Annotated in this window: 15 protein-coding genes and 3 tRNA genes; 13 read left to right on the plus strand and 5 right to left on the minus strand. The window is 35.0% G+C overall.

What is annotated here, in order from left to right; all coding sequences use genetic code 11:
- Nucleotides 1-175: 175 nt before the first annotated feature.
- Entirely contained in the window at nt 176-1540 is a 1365-nt protein-coding gene (locus tag HHU12_RS00005) for a saccharopine dehydrogenase family protein (protein WP_169654118.1), read from the minus strand.
- 208 nt (nt 1541-1748) lie between these two features.
- On the opposite strand from HHU12_RS00005, the gene yihA reads away from it, so the two are divergent.
- The 5 genes from yihA to fabD all read left to right on the plus strand — a co-directional run bounded on the left by yihA (nt 1749) and on the right by fabD (nt 3844).
- Nucleotides 1749-2351: a ribosome biogenesis GTP-binding protein YihA/YsxC gene (gene yihA, locus HHU12_RS00010; protein ID WP_169654119.1), complete on the plus strand. Its 603-nt coding sequence runs from the start codon at nt 1749-1751 to the stop codon at nt 2349-2351.
- A 157-nt stretch (nt 2352-2508) separates the two neighbouring features.
- Nucleotides 2509-2582 (plus strand) — tRNA-Asn (locus tag HHU12_RS00015).
- Between the two features lie 19 nt (nt 2583-2601).
- Nucleotides 2602-2675: transfer RNA gene (locus HHU12_RS00020), tRNA-Asn, on the plus strand.
- Between the two features lie 16 nt (nt 2676-2691).
- Nucleotides 2692-2765 (plus strand) — tRNA-Asn (locus HHU12_RS00025).
- Nucleotides 2766-2974: 209 nt separating this feature from the next.
- Nucleotides 2975-3844 carry an ACP S-malonyltransferase gene (gene fabD, locus HHU12_RS00030; RefSeq protein WP_169654120.1) on the plus strand — a complete coding sequence of 290 codons (870 nt, stop codon included), beginning with the start codon at nt 2975-2977 and terminating at the stop codon, nt 3842-3844.
- 67 nt (nt 3845-3911) lie between these two features.
- Here the strand turns inward: fabD and HHU12_RS00035 are convergent, their stop codons facing one another.
- On the minus strand, nt 3912-4319 hold the full coding sequence (locus HHU12_RS00035) for a response regulator (RefSeq protein WP_169654121.1): 408 nt from the start codon (nt 4317-4319) through the stop codon (nt 3912-3914).
- A 162-nt stretch (nt 4320-4481) separates the two neighbouring features.
- Between HHU12_RS00035 and HHU12_RS00040 the strand changes: the two genes are divergently transcribed.
- From HHU12_RS00040 to HHU12_RS00075, 8 genes are all read left to right on the plus strand, one after another.
- On the plus strand, nt 4482-5408 hold the full coding sequence (locus HHU12_RS00040; protein WP_169654122.1) for a peptidylprolyl isomerase: 927 nt from the start codon (nt 4482-4484) through the stop codon (nt 5406-5408).
- A gap of 45 nt (nt 5409-5453) precedes the next feature.
- Nucleotides 5454-5918 carry a DUF4920 domain-containing protein gene (locus HHU12_RS00045; protein WP_169654123.1) on the plus strand — a complete coding sequence of 155 codons (465 nt, stop codon included), beginning with the start codon at nt 5454-5456 and terminating at the stop codon, nt 5916-5918.
- A 17-nt stretch (nt 5919-5935) separates the two neighbouring features.
- Nucleotides 5936-6370 (plus strand): hypothetical protein, encoded by a 435-nt coding sequence (locus tag HHU12_RS00050; protein ID WP_169654124.1) that lies wholly within the window; start codon nt 5936-5938, stop codon nt 6368-6370.
- A 476-nt stretch (nt 6371-6846) separates the two neighbouring features.
- Nucleotides 6847-7491 (plus strand): TetR/AcrR family transcriptional regulator, encoded by a 645-nt coding sequence (locus HHU12_RS00055; RefSeq protein ID WP_169654125.1) that lies wholly within the window; start codon nt 6847-6849, stop codon nt 7489-7491.
- The gene (locus tag HHU12_RS00060; RefSeq protein ID WP_169654126.1) at nt 7488-8912 is read left to right on the plus strand and encodes a TolC family protein; all 1425 of its coding nucleotides are present in this window, start codon (nt 7488-7490) and stop codon (nt 8910-8912) included. Before HHU12_RS00055 ends, HHU12_RS00060 begins: the two co-directional genes overlap by 4 nt.
- A gap of 18 nt (nt 8913-8930) precedes the next feature.
- Nucleotides 8931-10097: an efflux RND transporter periplasmic adaptor subunit gene (locus HHU12_RS00065; RefSeq protein WP_169654127.1), complete on the plus strand. Its 1167-nt coding sequence runs from the start codon at nt 8931-8933 to the stop codon at nt 10095-10097.
- 14 nt (nt 10098-10111) lie between these two features.
- On the plus strand, nt 10112-13606 hold the full coding sequence (locus HHU12_RS00070; RefSeq protein WP_169654128.1) for an efflux RND transporter permease subunit: 3495 nt from the start codon (nt 10112-10114) through the stop codon (nt 13604-13606).
- 386 nt (nt 13607-13992) lie between these two features.
- The gene (locus tag HHU12_RS00075) at nt 13993-15264 is read left to right on the plus strand and encodes a T9SS type A sorting domain-containing protein (RefSeq protein WP_169654129.1); all 1272 of its coding nucleotides are present in this window, start codon (nt 13993-13995) and stop codon (nt 15262-15264) included.
- A gap of 63 nt (nt 15265-15327) precedes the next feature.
- Here the strand turns inward: HHU12_RS00075 and HHU12_RS00080 are convergent, their stop codons facing one another.
- The 3 genes from HHU12_RS00080 to udk all read right to left on the minus strand — a co-directional run bounded on the left by HHU12_RS00080 (nt 15328) and on the right by udk (nt 17837).
- Nucleotides 15328-16269 (minus strand): NAD-dependent epimerase/dehydratase family protein, encoded by a 942-nt coding sequence (locus tag HHU12_RS00080; protein ID WP_169654130.1) that lies wholly within the window; start codon nt 16267-16269, stop codon nt 15328-15330.
- 214 nt (nt 16270-16483) lie between these two features.
- Nucleotides 16484-17185, minus strand: coding sequence for a potassium channel family protein (locus HHU12_RS00085; RefSeq protein ID WP_169654131.1), 702 nt, complete (start codon nt 17183-17185; stop codon nt 16484-16486).
- Nucleotides 17186-17222: 37 nt separating this feature from the next.
- Nucleotides 17223-17837, minus strand: coding sequence for a uridine kinase (gene udk, locus HHU12_RS00090; RefSeq protein ID WP_169654132.1), 615 nt, complete (start codon nt 17835-17837; stop codon nt 17223-17225).
- Nucleotides 17838-18225 lie beyond the last annotated feature (388 nt).

Raw genomic sequence — 18225 nt, forward strand, 5'->3', positions numbered from 1 at the left:
TAGATATGTCAAACAATCTAATCTAGCTTTGTTGATTTTGATCTGTGAATTTATTTTTTCAAACAATTTCGTATATTCGTGTTGACTTTCCATAATTGATAAATTTTGTATGTCGAAATTCAAATTTAATCAATTTCATGGAGAGTCATTTTTTTGTCATATACTTAGAATTCAATTATAAACTAGACATTTCTTGTGGGCTCATTACCACTTCCTGTTCAGTAAATGTAATACCCATACTTTCCAGTTCTTCTAATACCGGTTCGTAGATATTTTTATGGATTGGGATGCATGTTCCTGTTTTTGTGATTTTACCCTGCAGAATCAGTTTTGTAGCAATCGCCAGCGGAATCCCCACAGTGTCTGACATAGCAGTGTATGTCTGATCTTTACCTTTTACCACCATATGTGATGTTCTTAGGATGTTTTTATCTTCTTTTTTGTAGAACAATTTATGATACATCACAATCATGTCTTTATCATCAGGGTCAAGCTGCCATTTCTCTTCCAGAATTTTCTGAAGGATTTGAGCAGGTGTTGCTTTGGGTAGTCCAACTTTTTTATCACTGAAAATATCCAGCCAGTCCAATTTTTCCATTTCTAGATCATCTTGAGACAGTTTTAAATACTGCATCAATTTCAATTCAACAGAGTCGTTAGGGTTATACCTTAAAAAGGAATTAATAAACTCACGATAGGTCATGTCCTGTGTATTTTCCATTTCATAACTATCATCCGTTACTCCTAGTGTTACGAAACAGCTCCAAGCTCTACAGAATCCAGGTCTTCTCAAAGTACCTCTATAAACAGTAGGTACGCCTTGAAGACCGTATTTCTCAACATATTTCAGTGAATCTCTGTTGGCATATCCTTCAAACTTGCCATAGCCTTCTATCTCAATTCTTTCAGTTCTTCGAAATACTTTATTGTAAGGAATGTATTTATGCTTGCCATTATGAAGAAAACGAACAGCTCCACCTTGTCCTGCCAAAACAACATTACGAGGGTTCCAGGTGAATTTGTAATTCCATGGATTATTGTCTGATTCAGGAGCTACAAGACCACCAGTAAATGATTCAAAACCTTCAATAGAATAGCCTTTTTCTTTTACTTCCTCAATCATTTTCATAGCCGACATATGATCTATACCGGGGTCCAGTCCAATTTCATTTAAGAGAATAATTCCCTTTTTCTTGGCTTCCTCACTTAGAGCTTGCATCTCTTCAGTGATATATGAAGCTGTAGTTAAAGGAACGCCATGTTTCACCGCTACTTTTGCAGCTTCAATGTGAAAACGTGCGGGAAGAAGTGACACAACAATGTCAGCTTGAGAGATATAAGTTTCGCGGTGCTCTTCATTATTAATATCAAATTGAAAAGCAGTAGCTACTTTTTCAAAACCTTTGATTTTTTCATCTGCTAGCTCTTTTTGATAGTCACCAACTTTTATGTGCCACTCATTTGCTGATGCGTGGCCACATAAGTAATGGATTAGTGAGGATGCAGAACGGCCTGCACCTAAAATGATAATTGTTTTCATAAGTGTTTATAGGTGTGTATGAGTACACTTTTGTGTTTATATGGTAGGGTAAAAATAGAAGTTTTAAGTGTTGGTTAAAAATAAAATTCAAATTAGTGTAATAAATACATTTTATTTAATTCTAAAGAATTAATAATGAACAATTAAGAATTATTCATTCTTCCATCATTCCTCTTACCTTTGCATTTCAAAACAAAGTAAAAGAAGCATGAAAATCAAAGAAGCTGAATTTGTGACAAGTAATACGGATGTTGCAAAATGTCCTGAACCTAAAATTCCTGAATATGCATTTATCGGAAGATCCAATGTGGGGAAGTCCTCATTGATCAATGCATTTACTGGAAAAACGAAATTAGCAAAAACATCATCTACACCAGGTAAGACACAATTGATCAATCATTTTATTATTAATAATGAATGGTATTTATGTGACCTTCCAGGATATGGATACGCACAGGTGAGTAAAACGGAAAGAGAGAAGTTCATGCGTATGGTGAAAAAGTATCTTGCTTCAAGAGAAAACCTGATGTGTACTTTTGTTTTGGTGGATATCCGTCACGAGCCTCTGAAAAATGATTTGGATTTTATGGCTTGGATGGGAGAGAAGGAATTGCCGTTTGCTATTATTTTTACAAAAGCCGATAAACTAGGTCAAGGAAAGATAAGTAAAGCCGTGGCCACTTATAAAAGAGAGTTGAAAAAGCAGTGGGAAGAGTTTCCTCCTATGTTTATTACCTCATCAGAAGACAAAACTGGAGTCAACGATTTGAGGAATTATATTGGAGAAATCAACGGATATTGGGAATCCTAAAAAAAAACTTCAATCTTTTTAGGACTGAAAATCAGTGTAATTTAAATTAATTTGCATTTTTTTCATTTAATGATTTTGCAAATTCAAAAAATGCTACTACTTTTGCCACGCTTTAAAGGAAAAACGTTCCACAAATAAAGTAGAATTTGAAATAACTTCTCCTTTAGCTCAGTTGGTTAGAGCATCTGACTGTTAATCAGAGGGTCCTTGGTTCGAGTCCAAGAAGGAGAGCAAATTTATTCAAATTCATTCCTCTTTAGCTCAGTTGGTTAGAGCATCTGACTGTTAATCAGAGGGTCCTTGGTTCGAGTCCAAGAAGAGGAGCTCCCAAAATAAATTTTCTCCTTTAGCTCAGTTGGTTAGAGCATCTGACTGTTAATCAGAGGGTCCTTGGTTCGAGTCCAAGAAGGAGAGCAAAAGCCTTAGCAGAAATGTTAAGGCTTTTTTGTTGCCCAAAAGTGACGGAAATTCCCAAAATCAATCCATTATCTTATTTAAATCATAAGACAAAGTAGATAAATCATTTATCTTTGCGATTGCAAATTTTTAGAGGGTGTACTTTTCTCTTTTTTAGGGTTTGTATACCTATTTTAAAATGTAATCAACCAATAAAGATATTTTATATGAAAGCATACGTATTCCCAGGACAAGGAGCTCAGTTTACTGGTATGGGTAAAGAGCTATATGACTCAAATGAAGAGGCAAAAGCACTTTTTGAAAAAGCCAACGAAATTCTTGGTTTCCGTATCACTGACGTAATGTTTGAAGGTACTGCAGAGGAGTTGAAGCAAACGAATGTGACACAGCCGGCTGTTTTCCTTCATTCAGTAATTACAGCATTATGTGCAGAGGAGTTTACTCCTGACGTTGTAGCTGGACACTCTCTTGGTGAATTCTCAGCTTTGGTAGCTTGTGGAGCATTAAACTTTGAAGATGCTTTACAGTTGGTAGCGAAAAGAGCGGCTGCGATGCAAAAAGCATGTGAAATGAACCCGTCTACTATGGCAGCAATCTTAGGTCTTTCTGATGAAGATGTTGAGAAAGTATGCGAAGGTGTTGAAGACGTTGTTCCTGCTAATTATAACTGTCCAGGTCAATTGGTGATTTCTGGTAGTAAAGAGGGAATTGAAAAAGCGTGTGAAGCAGCAAAAGAAGCGGGAGCGAAAAGAGCTTTACCTCTTCCTGTAGGTGGTGCTTTCCACTCACCATTTATGGAGCCTGCAAAAGCTGAATTGCAAAAGGCTATCGAGGAGACTGTATTGAACACTCCAAAATGCCCAATCTACCAAAATGTAGATGCTAAGCCACAAACTGATCCTGCAGTAATCAAAGAAAACTTGATTGCACAATTAACGGCTCCTGTAAAGTGGACGCAAATTGTTCAAGCAATGATTGCTGACGGTGTGACAGAGTTTATTGAGTGTGGTCCTGGTAAAGTTTTATCTGGCCTAGTGAAAAAAGTAGACCGTAAGATGCCAACTTCTTCTTTATAATAGAAGGAGGACGGTATAGAAAATAAAAAAATGGCACTGTGATAGTTTATTCTATTGCAGTGCTTTTTTATGCAATAGTGTTTATACTTAAGATATCACTAAGGTGTTTTTTATAGATAGGAGTACTCAATGCAAACTGAACTCCTAGGCTGAGAAGCTTTTTTCTTGCTCCGGCCAAAGAATAGGAAGTAGTCCCCACAATAGTAATTTCTCTATTATCCGACTGACAGAAATCTTGTAGTTTGCTTATCGTATCCTTTAAATGTACACCCAGTGTTTCTGAGTCAAGAAACACCATTTTCACAGATGAATCATCGACTAACGAAAATAACTGACTTGCATCTGTTATTACATTAATCTCCAGTCCTTCATCTGTTAGCATTTTTTTTAGATAGTGAGCATTGATAATATTATTATCAACCACTATAGCTTTGCTTTTTGCTGTAGTTTTTTCAATACTGTTTGTGAACGCCATCGTCATATTCAATTGCAATCTTGGTCCTTGTGCCTTATTTATTAACTTCGCTTTTCTCTTTATAAATAAATAGTACAGAATAGATTTATTTATGATGAGTACTAAGCATTTAGTTTATTAACGAAAAAAAACAAAAAACAATATATCCATTAAGGAAAAAATATGAAATATTCTTTACAAACGGCTTTTTTTTATGTTGTACTGATTTGTTGTATTGGATTTTCCTGTTCTAGTTCACAAAATGGGGATTGGGAAGAAGGAAAAGATGTGCCCACAAAAGTAGCAGATCCGAATGATGATTTTTTATTGACCCTAACGACAGAGTATGGTGATATGAAAATTATACTTTATAAAGAGACCCCTATACACAGGGAAAACTTTATCAAACTAGTGCGTCAGCATTATTATGACAGCTTATTGTTTCATAGGGTGATTGATGGTTTTATGATCCAAGGAGGGGACCCGGATTCAAGGTTTGCAGATGAAAATGATCATTTAGGCAGAGGTGAAATAGGAGAGCAACTTCCAGCGGAGATCAACTATAAATATATCCATCAGAAAGGAGCATTGGCAATGGCCCGAAAAGGAGGAGGCTCTAATCCTGAGAAAAAGTCAAGCGGTTGTCAGTTTTATATTGTTGATGGAAAAAAGTACACGAAGGAAGCTTTGTATGATGCCAAGACAGATTATAAAAAGGTAAACCAATATTTCACAGCATTAATGGAAGATCCTGAGTATTCGAGAGTCGGTCAAGCTTACGTACAGCTAGGAGAGAAGGGAGATGCTGCAGGGCAAAAGCGCTTGATGAAAAAATGTATTCCGCTGATGGAGAAAAAATATGAAGTGCAATTAATTGAGAAGCCAACGAGAAAAGAAAAAAATGCCTATACAAAATTAGGAGGTACTCCATTTTTAGACAGAGAATATACCGTTTTCGGTCAGGTTGTGGAAGGTTTGGATGTTATTGATAAAATTGCTTCCCAAAAAGTAAATAGACAGAAAAGACCTTTGGAAGATATAAAAATGTCGATTACGGTTGAGGAAGTGCCGGCCGTTTATGTTGAGCAACTTTTAAAGAAAATTCATTAGTACTTCCTTATCTTTGTAACAAACTAATCATAAAACATAATTATCATGAAATCTATTATTATAGCCTTCATTTCGCTGCTGTTATTTTTTAGCTGTAGTCAAAAGGAGTCTCAAGACGTAGCTTACTTTGGCGATACTTTTGAAATTGAAAATGCTATTGCCTCTTCAGACCTTAAAGCAACATTAGGAGAGGAAGAAACTGTAAATGTCCAGGTAGAAGGTGAAATCACAGGAGTTTGCCAGAAAAAAGGATGCTGGATGACCATGCCAATGGGTGAAGGTGAAAAAGATGTCTTTGTGAAATTCAAAGATTATAAATTCTTTGTTCCAAAAGATGCCAAAGGGAAGAAGGCTGTGATTAAAGGTGTAGCGAAAAAAGAAGTGATTGATGTAGCTACATTAAAACACTATGCTGAAGACGCAGGAAAGACTGAAGAGGAAATCGCGAAGATTGATGCTCCAGAAGTGAAATATACTTTTATGGCAGAAGGTGTAGCCATTGAAAACTAGATACTCTACATTAGTTGATGAAAAAAATAATTCCAATTGTAGCTTCTATCAGTTTTATCCTAACCACTCTGATTTGTTGTCAGCAGCCTAAAGAAAAAGTTTCTTCAAGGTACCCTAATGGAGGGTCTGAATTAGCCTGGCTGATGCGTAATGCAACAGATCAAATGGAAGCACAAAGGAGTGCAGTTCTCGAAGGTCAGCCATTGAATTCCATTCCCCTGAATGTTAATCATATTCTGACAGCAGTTCCCACAGAAGAGGGGAAAACGGCTTCAAAAGATTATCAGCAAAAAGCTACTCAGTTTATCAAACATGTGGCAAAGCAAAAAGATATTTCTTTAAAAGGGCAGATGGATTACTTCAATACAACCGTTTCATTGTGTGTGAATTGTCATGAAACACAATGTCCAGGGCCTAATGTGAGAATCAAAAAATTATATATTGAAAAGTAGTTGTAAGTACAAATTCAAAAATAAATCATAGTTAATTCTAATTTATTTTTTGTGAGTACAACGCTAAAAAACGTATTAATAGTGGTTCTATTAAAAGTTTTTTGAAGGAAGTAATCGCAAAACAATAAATAGAATTAGTATTAGATAATTTTGAATTTGTACTTAAGTACTATTTTTAATTGAAAATGGAAGGAGGTAAAGTGTATACGGATGCTTTGCCTCTTTTTTTTGTGCTTAAACTTTTTGAGGCTTCAGCTGTTTAAAAGATGTACGTTATTAATCCATTTTCAATCAAAAAAACTTAAATTTTAACAAAACAATAGTTTCCATGGAATATTTTTTAAAATTAAGTAAAATAAAACCGCGGAAACTTTTTTATTACTTTGGGTTTCCCTATGTTTGTCACATCAAATAACAGAGGTTATTTCATCTTAACTTTCATATTAATCTAACTAAATAGTCAATTCATATTCATCGTGGTAAATGATCAATTACGTCTGCGTATAATTGAAGAAGCACGAAAACAGTTTCAAGGTTTTGGGCTCAAGAGAGTGACAATGTCAGACATTGCCGAGCGACTAGGTATGTCTAAAAAAACCTTGTACAATGTCTTTAGAAACAAAAAAGAACTCATCGAATTTACTCTGACATATTACATGGAAGAGGATTCAAAATTTATAGAAGATGTAGCAAAATTGGACCAAGATGGAGTATTCAAATTGGCCAAGGTTTTTTACTTCTTTTATGAAAGAATGCGTGCGATAAACCCTTCAGTTTTTATGGATTTAAAGAAGTTTTATCCTGAAGTATGGGATAAATACGAATGCCATAAAGAAGGTTGCTTTCATGAAACTTTAATATCAATCATAAAACAAGGAAGTTCGGAAGGACATTTCTACAATGATATTGATGTGGAAATGTTAGTATTAATGAGAATGTGGCAAGTAGAAGTAGCATTTGATGCTTCAGTGTTTCCACATGACCGGTTTCCAATGGCGAAAGTCCAAGTGGAATTATTCAAACACTTTATCAGAGGTATTGCCACTCCAAACGGTGTCAAATTATTAGATCAATACCTTAAACAATTTATTAATCAAGAATCACAATCTACAAACTTATGAAAAACGTCCTTCAATGGATCGTAGCTTCTCTAAGCTTATTTTTTAGTTTACAACTGTCTGCACAACAAACTACCACTAACGAAAACGGTGTTCCATTATACAGTGTGCAAGATTGTATAAACTATGCTTTCCAAAATACAGGAACCATCAAAAATGCTGTTCTAGAACAAGGCATCTCTCAAGCCAAAGTTGGAGAAATTATTTCGATTGGTTTACCTCAAATTAGTTTTGAAGGTCAATTAGTTGATAATGTGAAAATCCAAAAAGCTTTCTTACCGGGCAATGCTTTTGACCCAGCAGGAGATCCTAATGAAACTGTGGCGGTTGAATTTGGAACTAAGTATAACTCTAATCTTCAATTGCAAGCTTCACAGCTAATATTTGATGGTACATTCTTTATTGGAGTTCAAGCGGCAAAAGTTTATAATGAATTAGCTTCAAAAGAATTGATTCGTTCTAAGATTGATGTAGCAGAAGCAGTTACTCAAGCCTATTATTATGTATTGGTACAAAGAGAATTCTTAAAGCTGATCATTGAAAATAGAGAAATCTTGGAAGGTCTATACAACGAAACCAAAGCCATGTATGAAGCAGGTATGGTGGAAGAGACTGAATTGAACAGAATTGAGGTAAGTTATAACAGTATGGTGATTTCAGAAACACAATCAAAACAAATGAATGTGATTGCTGAAAAATTATTGAAATTCCAGATGGGAATGGATATTAATTCATCTATTGAGTTAGCGGAAAAGTTAGAAGACTTTAGAGACTTCATAGTTACTCCTACAGATTTAGCTGTTGCGAAAAATAGAATTGAGTATTCCATCTTACAAACTAATATTAAATTAAATGATTATGATATTAGATCTACTAAAGCGGAGTATTGGCCTAAATTATATGCCTTTGGAGGATACGGTTTTAATACCGGTGGACAAGAATTGCCAGGTCTTTACAGTAATGGGGGAGACTTCGGAAATATAGGTTTAACTCTTTCATTGAATGTATTTGATGGGTTTGCTCGTCAAAAAGTCATTGAGCAAAAGAAGTTAAAAGGGCAACAGTTATTGAATACTCGTATCGATTTGGAACGCCAAATTTCTATTGAGCAAGAGCAATCTCGTATCGTATATGAAACGAACATGGCGACCTTGAATCTTCAAGAGAAAAACATGGGAGTGGCTGAAAAGGTTTATACAAATACACAAGTGAAATTCAAAAACGGAGTAGGTTCTTCTGTGGAGGTGACAACATCATCACAAGACTATGCTACGGCTGCCAATGAGTTTTACAACTCTCTTTATGAAGTACTAATAGCAAAATTATCTTTTGAGAAAGCAAATGGACGTCTATTGGAATATGTAGACAGTGAAGATTTTGAAAAAGATAAGGAGATATTAAAGTTGAATAACGAAAGAAAATAAAATAGAAAAAATACGGATATGTTATCAAGATATAAATTAATCACATTACTCTCAGTTGCTTCATTTGTATCTGCCTGCGGAGGCGGAGAGGATGAGAATTCTATTGAAGCAAAAAAAGCTCAGTTAATAGAATACCAACAACAATTAGTAAAATTAGAAAGTAATATTCATGCTTTAGAAGCTGAAATTAAAGAATTAGGCGGACCAAAAGCTGAAGTGAATACTTTAAAACCTGTGACTGTATTTGATGTACAATCATCAACTTTCAATCACTTCGTGGACGTTCCTGGTGATGTTACTTCAAATAGAAATGTAGTAGTAGCTCCTGAAACAACAGGCCGTATTATTAGGAGATATGTGAGAGAAGGTGCTTACGTGAAGAGAGGTCAATATCTTGCAAAATTAGATGTAGAGTTAGTTCAGAAGCAAATTGATGAAGTAAAAACAAGCTTGGAACTGGCGGAAGTACTTTACGAGAAACAAGATAAACTGTGGAAGCAAGGTATCGGTTCTGAGGTACAATACCTTCAAGCAAAAAATAATAAAGAGTCATTAGAAGCGAAATTAGAAAGCTTGAAAGAGCAGGAGAATAAAGGATATGTGATTGCTCCTATTTCTGGTAAAGTGGATGAAATCTTTATGAAAGAAGGGGAGATGGGACCTGCAGGTCAACCTTATGCTCGTTTGGTAGATATTTCAAATATTGAAGTAGTGGCTGAAGTTTCTGAAGCTTACAGTAGAGTAGTGAAAAGAGGAGACAAAGTAAAAGTGAAATTCCCAATGCTGGAAATTGAGAAAGATATGACTGTAGACGTGGTAGGTCAGACGATCAATCAAGTCAACAGAACTTTCAAAATCCGTATGCGCATTTCTGAAAAGGGGTTGGATATCAAGCCTAATACAATGGCTGTAGTGACGATCAATGACTTTTCACAAGAAAATGCAGTTGCTATTCCTAGTAACCTTGTTCAGAAAAATACAAAAGGCGAAACATTTACTTATATTCTTGAAAACAAAGACGGTAAGCAGAATGTTGTGAGAAAAGTTGATATTGAAACGGGCAAATCTTACAAAGGTAATACAATGATCACTTCTGGAATTAAATCAGGAATGAGAGTTATCAACAAAGGTTACTCTGAGGTGATTAATGGTGAGCAAGTAAGAATTGTTGATTATCAAATTTAATTTGGAGCAGACTGATGAAGGAGAATATTAATCTAAAAAAAGAAGAAGAACAGTCAAGCTCAAAGGAATTTGGCTTGAGTAGTCTTTCTATTAATAACAGTACTTCAATTTTTATCCTGACGGTAATTATTGCGGTATTTGGTATGGCGTCTTATGTTGGAATGCCGAAGGAACAGTTTCCTGAAATCCGTATTCCAATGGTGTATATCCGTACAATTCACCCTGGTAACTCGCCAGTGGATATTGAATCATTGATCACTCGTCCTATTGAAAAGGAATTGAAATCGATGAAAGGTGTAAAGGAAATTATTTCAACATCAGCTCAAGATTTCTCTGTAATTACAGTGGAGTTTAATGAAGATGTAGAAATTTCGAAAGCACTTCAGGATACAAAAGATGCGGTGGATAAATCGAAAAGTGAATTGCCTACTGATTTGGACACTGATCCAGATGTACAGGAAATGGACTTTTCTGAAATTCCGATTATGGTAATTAACCTTTCAGGTGATTTTGAAATTCAAAAGCTGAAAGATTATGCTGAGGATCTTCAAGATGAACTAGAAGAGTTTAGAGAAGTATCTAGAGTAGATATCACAGGTTCTGTGGAGAGAGAAATTCAGATCAATGCTGATATTTATAAAATGGATGCGATGCAGTTGGCTTTCTCTGATATTTCTAATGCGATTGCCAATGAAAACGTAACCATGTCAGGTGGTGATGTGAAAATGGGTAATGGCTTCCGTAGAGCATTGCGTGTTGACGGTGAATTCAAAACAGTAGAGGAAATCAAAAATGTGATTGTAAAGTCGGAAGACCAGAATACAATTTACTTGAAAGACCTTGCTGAAATTAAAGATAGTTATGTTGAACGTAAGAGTTATGCACGTTTAGCTTCTTCGGACTTCAATACAAAAGGTGCTTACCCAGTAGTTTCTCTTAAAGTAGTGAAAAGAGGTGGTGAAAACTTAATTGACGCTACTGATAAAATCATGGCAGCTTTAGATGACGCTAGAGATAGTTACTTACCAAGCAACCTTGATATTGTCATTACAGAATCTCAATCGAATGAGATGAAAACATCTCTTAAGAACTTAGAGAATAGTATTATCTCAGGTATGATCCTCGTAGTTGTGGTACTTCTTTTCTTTATGGGATTAAGAAACGCAATGTTTGTGGGTATGGCTATTCCATTGTCAATGTTCTTATCGTTCTTGATCTTAAGTTCATTGGGTGTAACCATCAACATGGTAGTATTATTTGCTTTGATCCTTGCCTTAGGTATGCTAGTGGATAATGCCATTGTAGTAATTGAAAATATCTATCGACTGAGGGAGTCTGGAATGACCACCAAAGAAGCGGCGAAACAAGGTACGGGAGAAGTAGCATTAGCGATTATTTCATCAACAGCTACAACTTTAGCAGCTTTTGTTCCTTTAGCATTCTGGGGAGGTATTATGGGTGAGTTCATGAAATACTTACCGATTACTTTGATCTCTGTATTAGCATCTTCACTATTTGTAGGTTTGGTAATCAACCCGGTAATTGCTTACAAATACATGAAAGTAGATTCAGAAGAGGCTCATAAAACCATCAATAAGACTAAAGTAACAGTTGGACTTGTTCTTTTAGGGTTATCCATCCCTGGTTACATTATGTGGTCAACGTACACATTAGGAAATGTATTAATGCTGGGAGCTACTATCGCTTTGCTTGATGGTATGGTCTTAAAAAGATTAGCTCATAACTTCCAAAATATATTCTTGACAAAACTTGAGTCAGTTTACTTAACAACATTGAGGTTTGCTTTAAAAGGAAAGACACCTTATTTCTTGATCGTAGGTATTTTTGCATTCCTTGTGATCTCAATTGGTTGGTTTGGAGCTAGATTAGGTAGTGGTAAAGTACCGATCGAATTCTTCCCAGATTCAGATCCTCGTTATGTATACATGTACATTGAGGCGCCACAAGGTACAGATGTAGAAGAAACCAATAAAATTGCTTTAGATCTTGAGAAGAAATTATATAAGGAATTATCTCCTTACAGTGATATTATTGAATCGATTGTAGCCAATGTAGGTGAAAATACTAATGACCCTCAAGATGGTGCGGCCAATACAGTAACACCAAACCGAGCGAGAATTGCAGTAGGTTTTGTGCCTTATGAAAAGCGTGATGGTGTGAGTTCGGTGGAAGTAATGACACTTTGTGCTAAAATCGCAAAGGATATCCCAGGAGTAGAAATTGTTACAGATAAAGAACAAAATGGACCTCCTACGGGTAAACCAATTTCAATCGAATTGACAGGTGAGGATTATTTAGTATTGATCAAAGAGGCGGGAAAAATGAAAGCCATGATTGAGCAATCGGGTATCCCTGGTATTGATAAATTATCAATTGATATTTCGGTAAGTAAGCCAGAATTATTGGTGAACATTGACCGTAATAAAGCAAGACGTTTTGGAGTGTCAACAGGTTTGTTAGCTCAAAATATGCGTACGGCAATCTATGGTCAGGAAGTTTCAAAATTCAAGGATGGAGAGGATGATTATCCAATTCAATTACGTTTGAAAGATGAATACCGTTATGATCTTTCTACATTGAATGATCAAAGAGTAACATTCAGAGATAACAAAGGTCAGTTCCATCAAGTGCCTGTGTCATCAGTTGCGAAACTAGATTACAGTACAACTGTAGGCGAGATCAAGAGAAAGGATTTGGATAGAGTAGTAACACTTAGTTCAAATGTATCCAAAGGTTATAATAACCAAGTAGTAGTAGAGAATGTAAAAAATCTACTAAGTTCTTATGAAATGCCTGCACAATACAATTATAAATTTGGTGGAGAGCAAGAAGACCAAGCTGAATCAATGGCGTTCTTAAGTAGAGCGATGTTAATTGCCATGTGTGCAATTTTCTTGATTCTTGTTTCTCAATTCAACTCATTCGTGAAGCCGTTCATTATTATTGCTTCAGTAATGTTCAGTTTGATTGGTGTATTACTAGGTTTGATCATTTTCAATGACCCGTTTGTAATCATCATGACAGGTATTGGTATCATTTCATTGGCTGGTATTGTAGTAAACAACGCCATTGTATTGATTGACTGTGCTGATCAATTGGTTGTAGCTAAAAAGGAAAAATTAGGAATGGATCCTGATGATCGCTTGCCAATCAAAGATTTGATTGACTGTATAGAGCAGGCAGGCTTCACTCGTTTACGTCCTGTATTATTGACAGCGATTACCACTGTATTAGGTTTGATTCCATTGGCAACAGGTATGAACATTGATTTCTTCGGAATGTTTGCTCATTTTAATGCTGATATTTACTTCGGAGGACCAAACGCTGATACATGGGGACCTATGGCATGGACTGTAATTTACGGTCTTACATTCGCCACTTTCCTTACTTTAGTAATTGTACCTGTAATGTTATTATTAGCGGAACAGCTAGGCTGGTTCTTCCAGAACTTAACTTCAGGTAAGAAAAAAGAAGAGGTTCATAGCTAAAAAGCGAATATAAATAAAGTTGAGAACGTGATTTAGTTCACGTTCTTCATCTAAAACAAAAGGTGAAAAGCGATCTTAATTGATGCTTTTCACCTTTTTGTTTTTTTATAGTGGGGGTAAAATAGATAAAAATATAGTGGTGTTTTTTTATAATCAAATTCCTTCTCATGTTGATGAAATGAAAATAGTACTTTACCAAGACTTATTTTTTTAACTATTAGACAGAAATACTTAAGAGCGGATTGTGACTATTTTTTTAGGGAGGAATATCTGACTAAAAGCCTAGCAAACACTTGAATTAGAGTGAAAGATTTAAAAGTGTGAGTTGCAAAATTATAGCATAAACTAAAGAAGTAAACTATGTCTAAATACTAAACTTTAATCTAATGAGATTATTTACTTTTTTATTATTTTTCTTTTTTACACTCTCTATTTATGGTCAGGTAAAGCCAAAGGAAAGGGTTAACCCTGCGTATTTTTCACATAGATCTTCAAGTTTCATACATTCCTCTTCATCACGAACTCAATCAACCGTAACGAAACTTTCAAGAATTGATTTATATGAAAGTTCTGAACTAGGAGGTATTGAATGGCTATTTAATTCTAAATATAACTTTGATTATCCTGACGATACATCATTACAGTACATTGGGACAACTGATAAAGATGAAGTATTAGAAAATGTAACAATAGAATATATAGATCCTTTTACTTTAATATATTATGATGATACGGATAAGACAAGAGATGTTTTTAAGTTGAATGATAAACAGCAAGTAATAGAAGGCACATTTGAATATTGGGATGATGAAACAGAAGAATGGAAGCCTTACAGAACTACTATAAAGTATAAGTATGATGCTTTGGGAAATAGAATAGAGATTAATTATATCGAAGGTGTTTTTGGAGAAGATAGAGGCTACCAAGAAAATATTAAGGAAATGAAATATGAAGACTCCCGATTAATTGAAATTGTATATTCTGTCAGCACTGATACAAAAACAAGAGTAGCTAGTGATAAGGTTTTACTTGAATACAGTGCTGAAGGGTATTTAATTAACGAAAAATCTTATTGGATGACTGACGGTGAGATTGAAAGATTAAGCGGAGAAATAGATTATCTTTATCCACATAATTCAGTAGTGATTATTGCTTATCGCTATGATGTTTATACCGAGATAAAAGAAACTATATCTATCTCAACGTATGAACTAGACATTGAAAAACCTTTTACGGGGGTAGGTGAGCATTTTCATGATGCACATTATTATTTTTTCTACAATGGACCTGTAGATAATTTTCAATTCGACTTTGAATATCAAGTCATTTCATTTACAAAAGAACACTACAATGATTTATCTTGGATGAAAAATGTGAGGAGGGTTTATACTTATGATGAATTTGATTTAGAACCTGATAATGTAACAGCTGTTGATTCAGAGCGCTTTTCAAAAGTGCTCAAGGTTTATCCTAACCCTGCTTCAGATTATGTGATTTTTGAAGGTATTAGTAATACTACTCTTTCATTGACAAATCTTATTGGAATTTCTTTTGAGATAAGTGTTTTAAATGGAAAAGCAGATTTATCAAACTTACCTAAAGGAATTTATGTGATTAATGTAGAAGGGCAAGGGACAGTGAAAATAATCAAACAATAAAATAAAAGGGTGAAAAGTATCAATAATAACTTTTCACCCTTCTTTTATATCTTTAAAAAAAACTTAAGCGTTTGCTTTCATTCTTTCCTTTCTAGCTTCAATTACTTTATCCATACCCTCTTCTAAAAGCGTAAAAGGGCGGTCAAGTATTGTTTTTAATTTCTCAACATCAGGTTGTCTTCTTGTCATATCACCCTCTTTTAATGGTGGAAGGTAAATGATTTCTGAAGAAGAACCTGTTTTTTCAATAATCAATTCAGCCAGTTCTTTGATTGTTGAAATGCGGTCGTTTCCTACATTGATCACATCATTGACAACCAAATCTTCTTCTAGCATTTTGATGGTAGCATCAAGGTTGTCTTGAATATAGAAGAACGTTCTTGTTTGAGAGCCATCACCATAAATAGTAATAGGTTCATTTTTCAGCGCTGCATCAATAAATTTAGACATTACAAAGTCAGTACTTTGTTTAGGACCATATGTATTGAAGAAGCGAAGAATAGTGTAATCCAAATCAAACTCCTGCTTGAATGATCTACAGTAAGCTTCACCTACGTTTTTAACGATAGCGTAAGGCAGTCTTGAGTTTAATGGAGTGGTATGTTCGTGCTGTGGCAAATGCACAGGCTCACCATATACTTCAGATGAAGAAGAATAGAATACTCTTTTCACGCCAGTATTTTTAGATAAACGAAGAACATTTTCAATTCCTTGAAGATCTTCCAATACCATTACAGGGTTTTCTAGCGTTCTTTTCACCCCAACTACAGCTGCATAATGGAATACATAATCGAACTTGTAAGCAGTCATAATTGCTGCTATCTCGTCATAGTGATTGACATCGCATTTGATGAATTTACAATTCTTATGTGTTGGTACTTTCCACTTTTCACCTGTAAGGAAATTATCCACACAAACTACAAAGTTGTCGGGGTTTTCAAGAAGTTTATCAGCTATTGAGCTTGGGATAAAGCCTGCTCCACCTGTAATTAGAAATTTCTTCATTCTTGTATATATGATTTTCTCTCCAAAAAAATGAGAGTTGTAATTTAAGTTAAAGGACTAAGTCAAAAATTTTAGCCTCGGTTCTTTTTATGTAAAAAACATGCCAATTGACGTCATTAAGCACTGCAAAGTCAGAATTGCGAGCTTTCATTTAAATGTGTCAATAGTTTTGAGTCTATCTGAGTCAATACTTTAAAAAAGTACTGCTTGTTTGTTAGCTATTTATTTCAAGGAATTGCTTGATTGATTTTTTAGTGGCAAGCATAATCAGTTTGTCTCCTTTCTGCAATACCGATTTCACATCTTTTGGATTACGGATCAGATGCTCTTTGTATTCTGTTACACCTAGGGCATTACGTTCTTCAAACAGTCTTCTAAGAGCAATAATGTCAGCATTAAAAGTAGCTTCAATGTCTAGGTCTTCCAGGTATTTACCATACAATCTTCTTGGTACGATCACCTCCACAACCTCATAGCCGTCAGGTAGTGCCATGAAAGATTGAATTTCGGGGTTCAATAACATTTCCGCTGTCATTTTACCCACTTCATCTTCAGGAAGGATAATTTCAGAGACCCCTAATTTCTGTAAGATGATTTTCTGCTGCTCACTGACAGCCCTGGCAATAATACGTTTTACCTTAAGTTCGAGAAGAAGCACAGTGGTCAGTAACAGGCCTTCCACATTTTCTCCAATAGCCAAAAGCACAGCATCCATTTCATGGATAGACTGTGCTTTCAATGCTTTTATATCTGTTGAATCAAGAGCTACGGCATAAGCAACATCATCTTTCACGATGTCTACTCTTTCTATTTCTCTATCAATTGCCATTACTTCCGCTCCAAGCATAGAGAGGTTTTTGGCCACTGACGTACCGAATTGTCCCAATCCTATAATTGCAAATTTTCCTTCTGCCATATTAATTAGTTTCTAATTAAGACGGGAAGTTAGGACCTTATATTTTCTGAAGCAAGAATGTTTTAACAACATCCAAACCTGTATCGAAATTAACATCATTTCTGATGATCAAATCCACAGTTTCTTTATGCGGTTTGATGTAATTTTCATAAGCAGGCATTACATGATTCTCGTATCTATAAAGTACATCATTGATGTCATATCCTCTTTCAACGTTATCTCTTTTGATACGTCTGCTTAATTTAAGGTGAGCTTTTGCTTCAATGAAAAGTTTAAGATCGATCATATCAAAAACTCTTGGGTCATGAAATACAAAAATACCTTCAAGGATAATTACTTTCTTAGGGTTGAAAGTAAGAAGCTTAGGTTCTGCGGCTGCGTTATTAAAAGTGTATTCCTGAATCTGAACTACCTCTCCATTCTTTAATTTCTGAATGTCTTGGTAGAATTTCTCCAAGTCGATTGAATAGGGAGTGTCAAAGTTCTTGATACCCTTAGCATCTTCTGGCTGACTTTCTTTATCGATGTAGTAATTATCTTGAGAGACTGTACAGATATTATCTTCGCCGATAAGGTCTGTCAACATTTTAATAAAGGTAGTTTTTCCTGAACCACTACCACCTGTGATACCTACTATATAAGGAGTTTCCATCTATGGATTTTTTATGAAACAATGGCTCAAAATTAATACATACGATTGAGAAATCGGTAATTTGTATAGTTTCATTAGAAATTTATGGTGATATCTGTGTATAATCCTATTTTGATCAATTTATGGATGTAAAATACCTATAAATGGGTATTGTCTAATAATCGCCTAACCGGTACTTTTGTAATGAAGGCTATTTAATAGCACTGTTGGTTTTTCCACAGCTGAATAATTAACTATTACAAATGTTACCACGTATCAGAAGCTAAAACCTGTTTGACTAATATATTATCTTACTACTTTATCATTTAATTACACCAATTGAGGAGGCTTTTTGAGTCTCTTTTTTTGTTTAAAGGGTTTATAATCAGAGAGTGAAGCTTGATATAGA

It is taken from the genome of Flammeovirga aprica JL-4 (assembly GCF_012844305.1).
In the GTDB taxonomy this organism is placed as follows: Bacteria; Bacteroidota; Bacteroidia; order Cytophagales; family Flammeovirgaceae; genus Flammeovirga; species Flammeovirga aprica.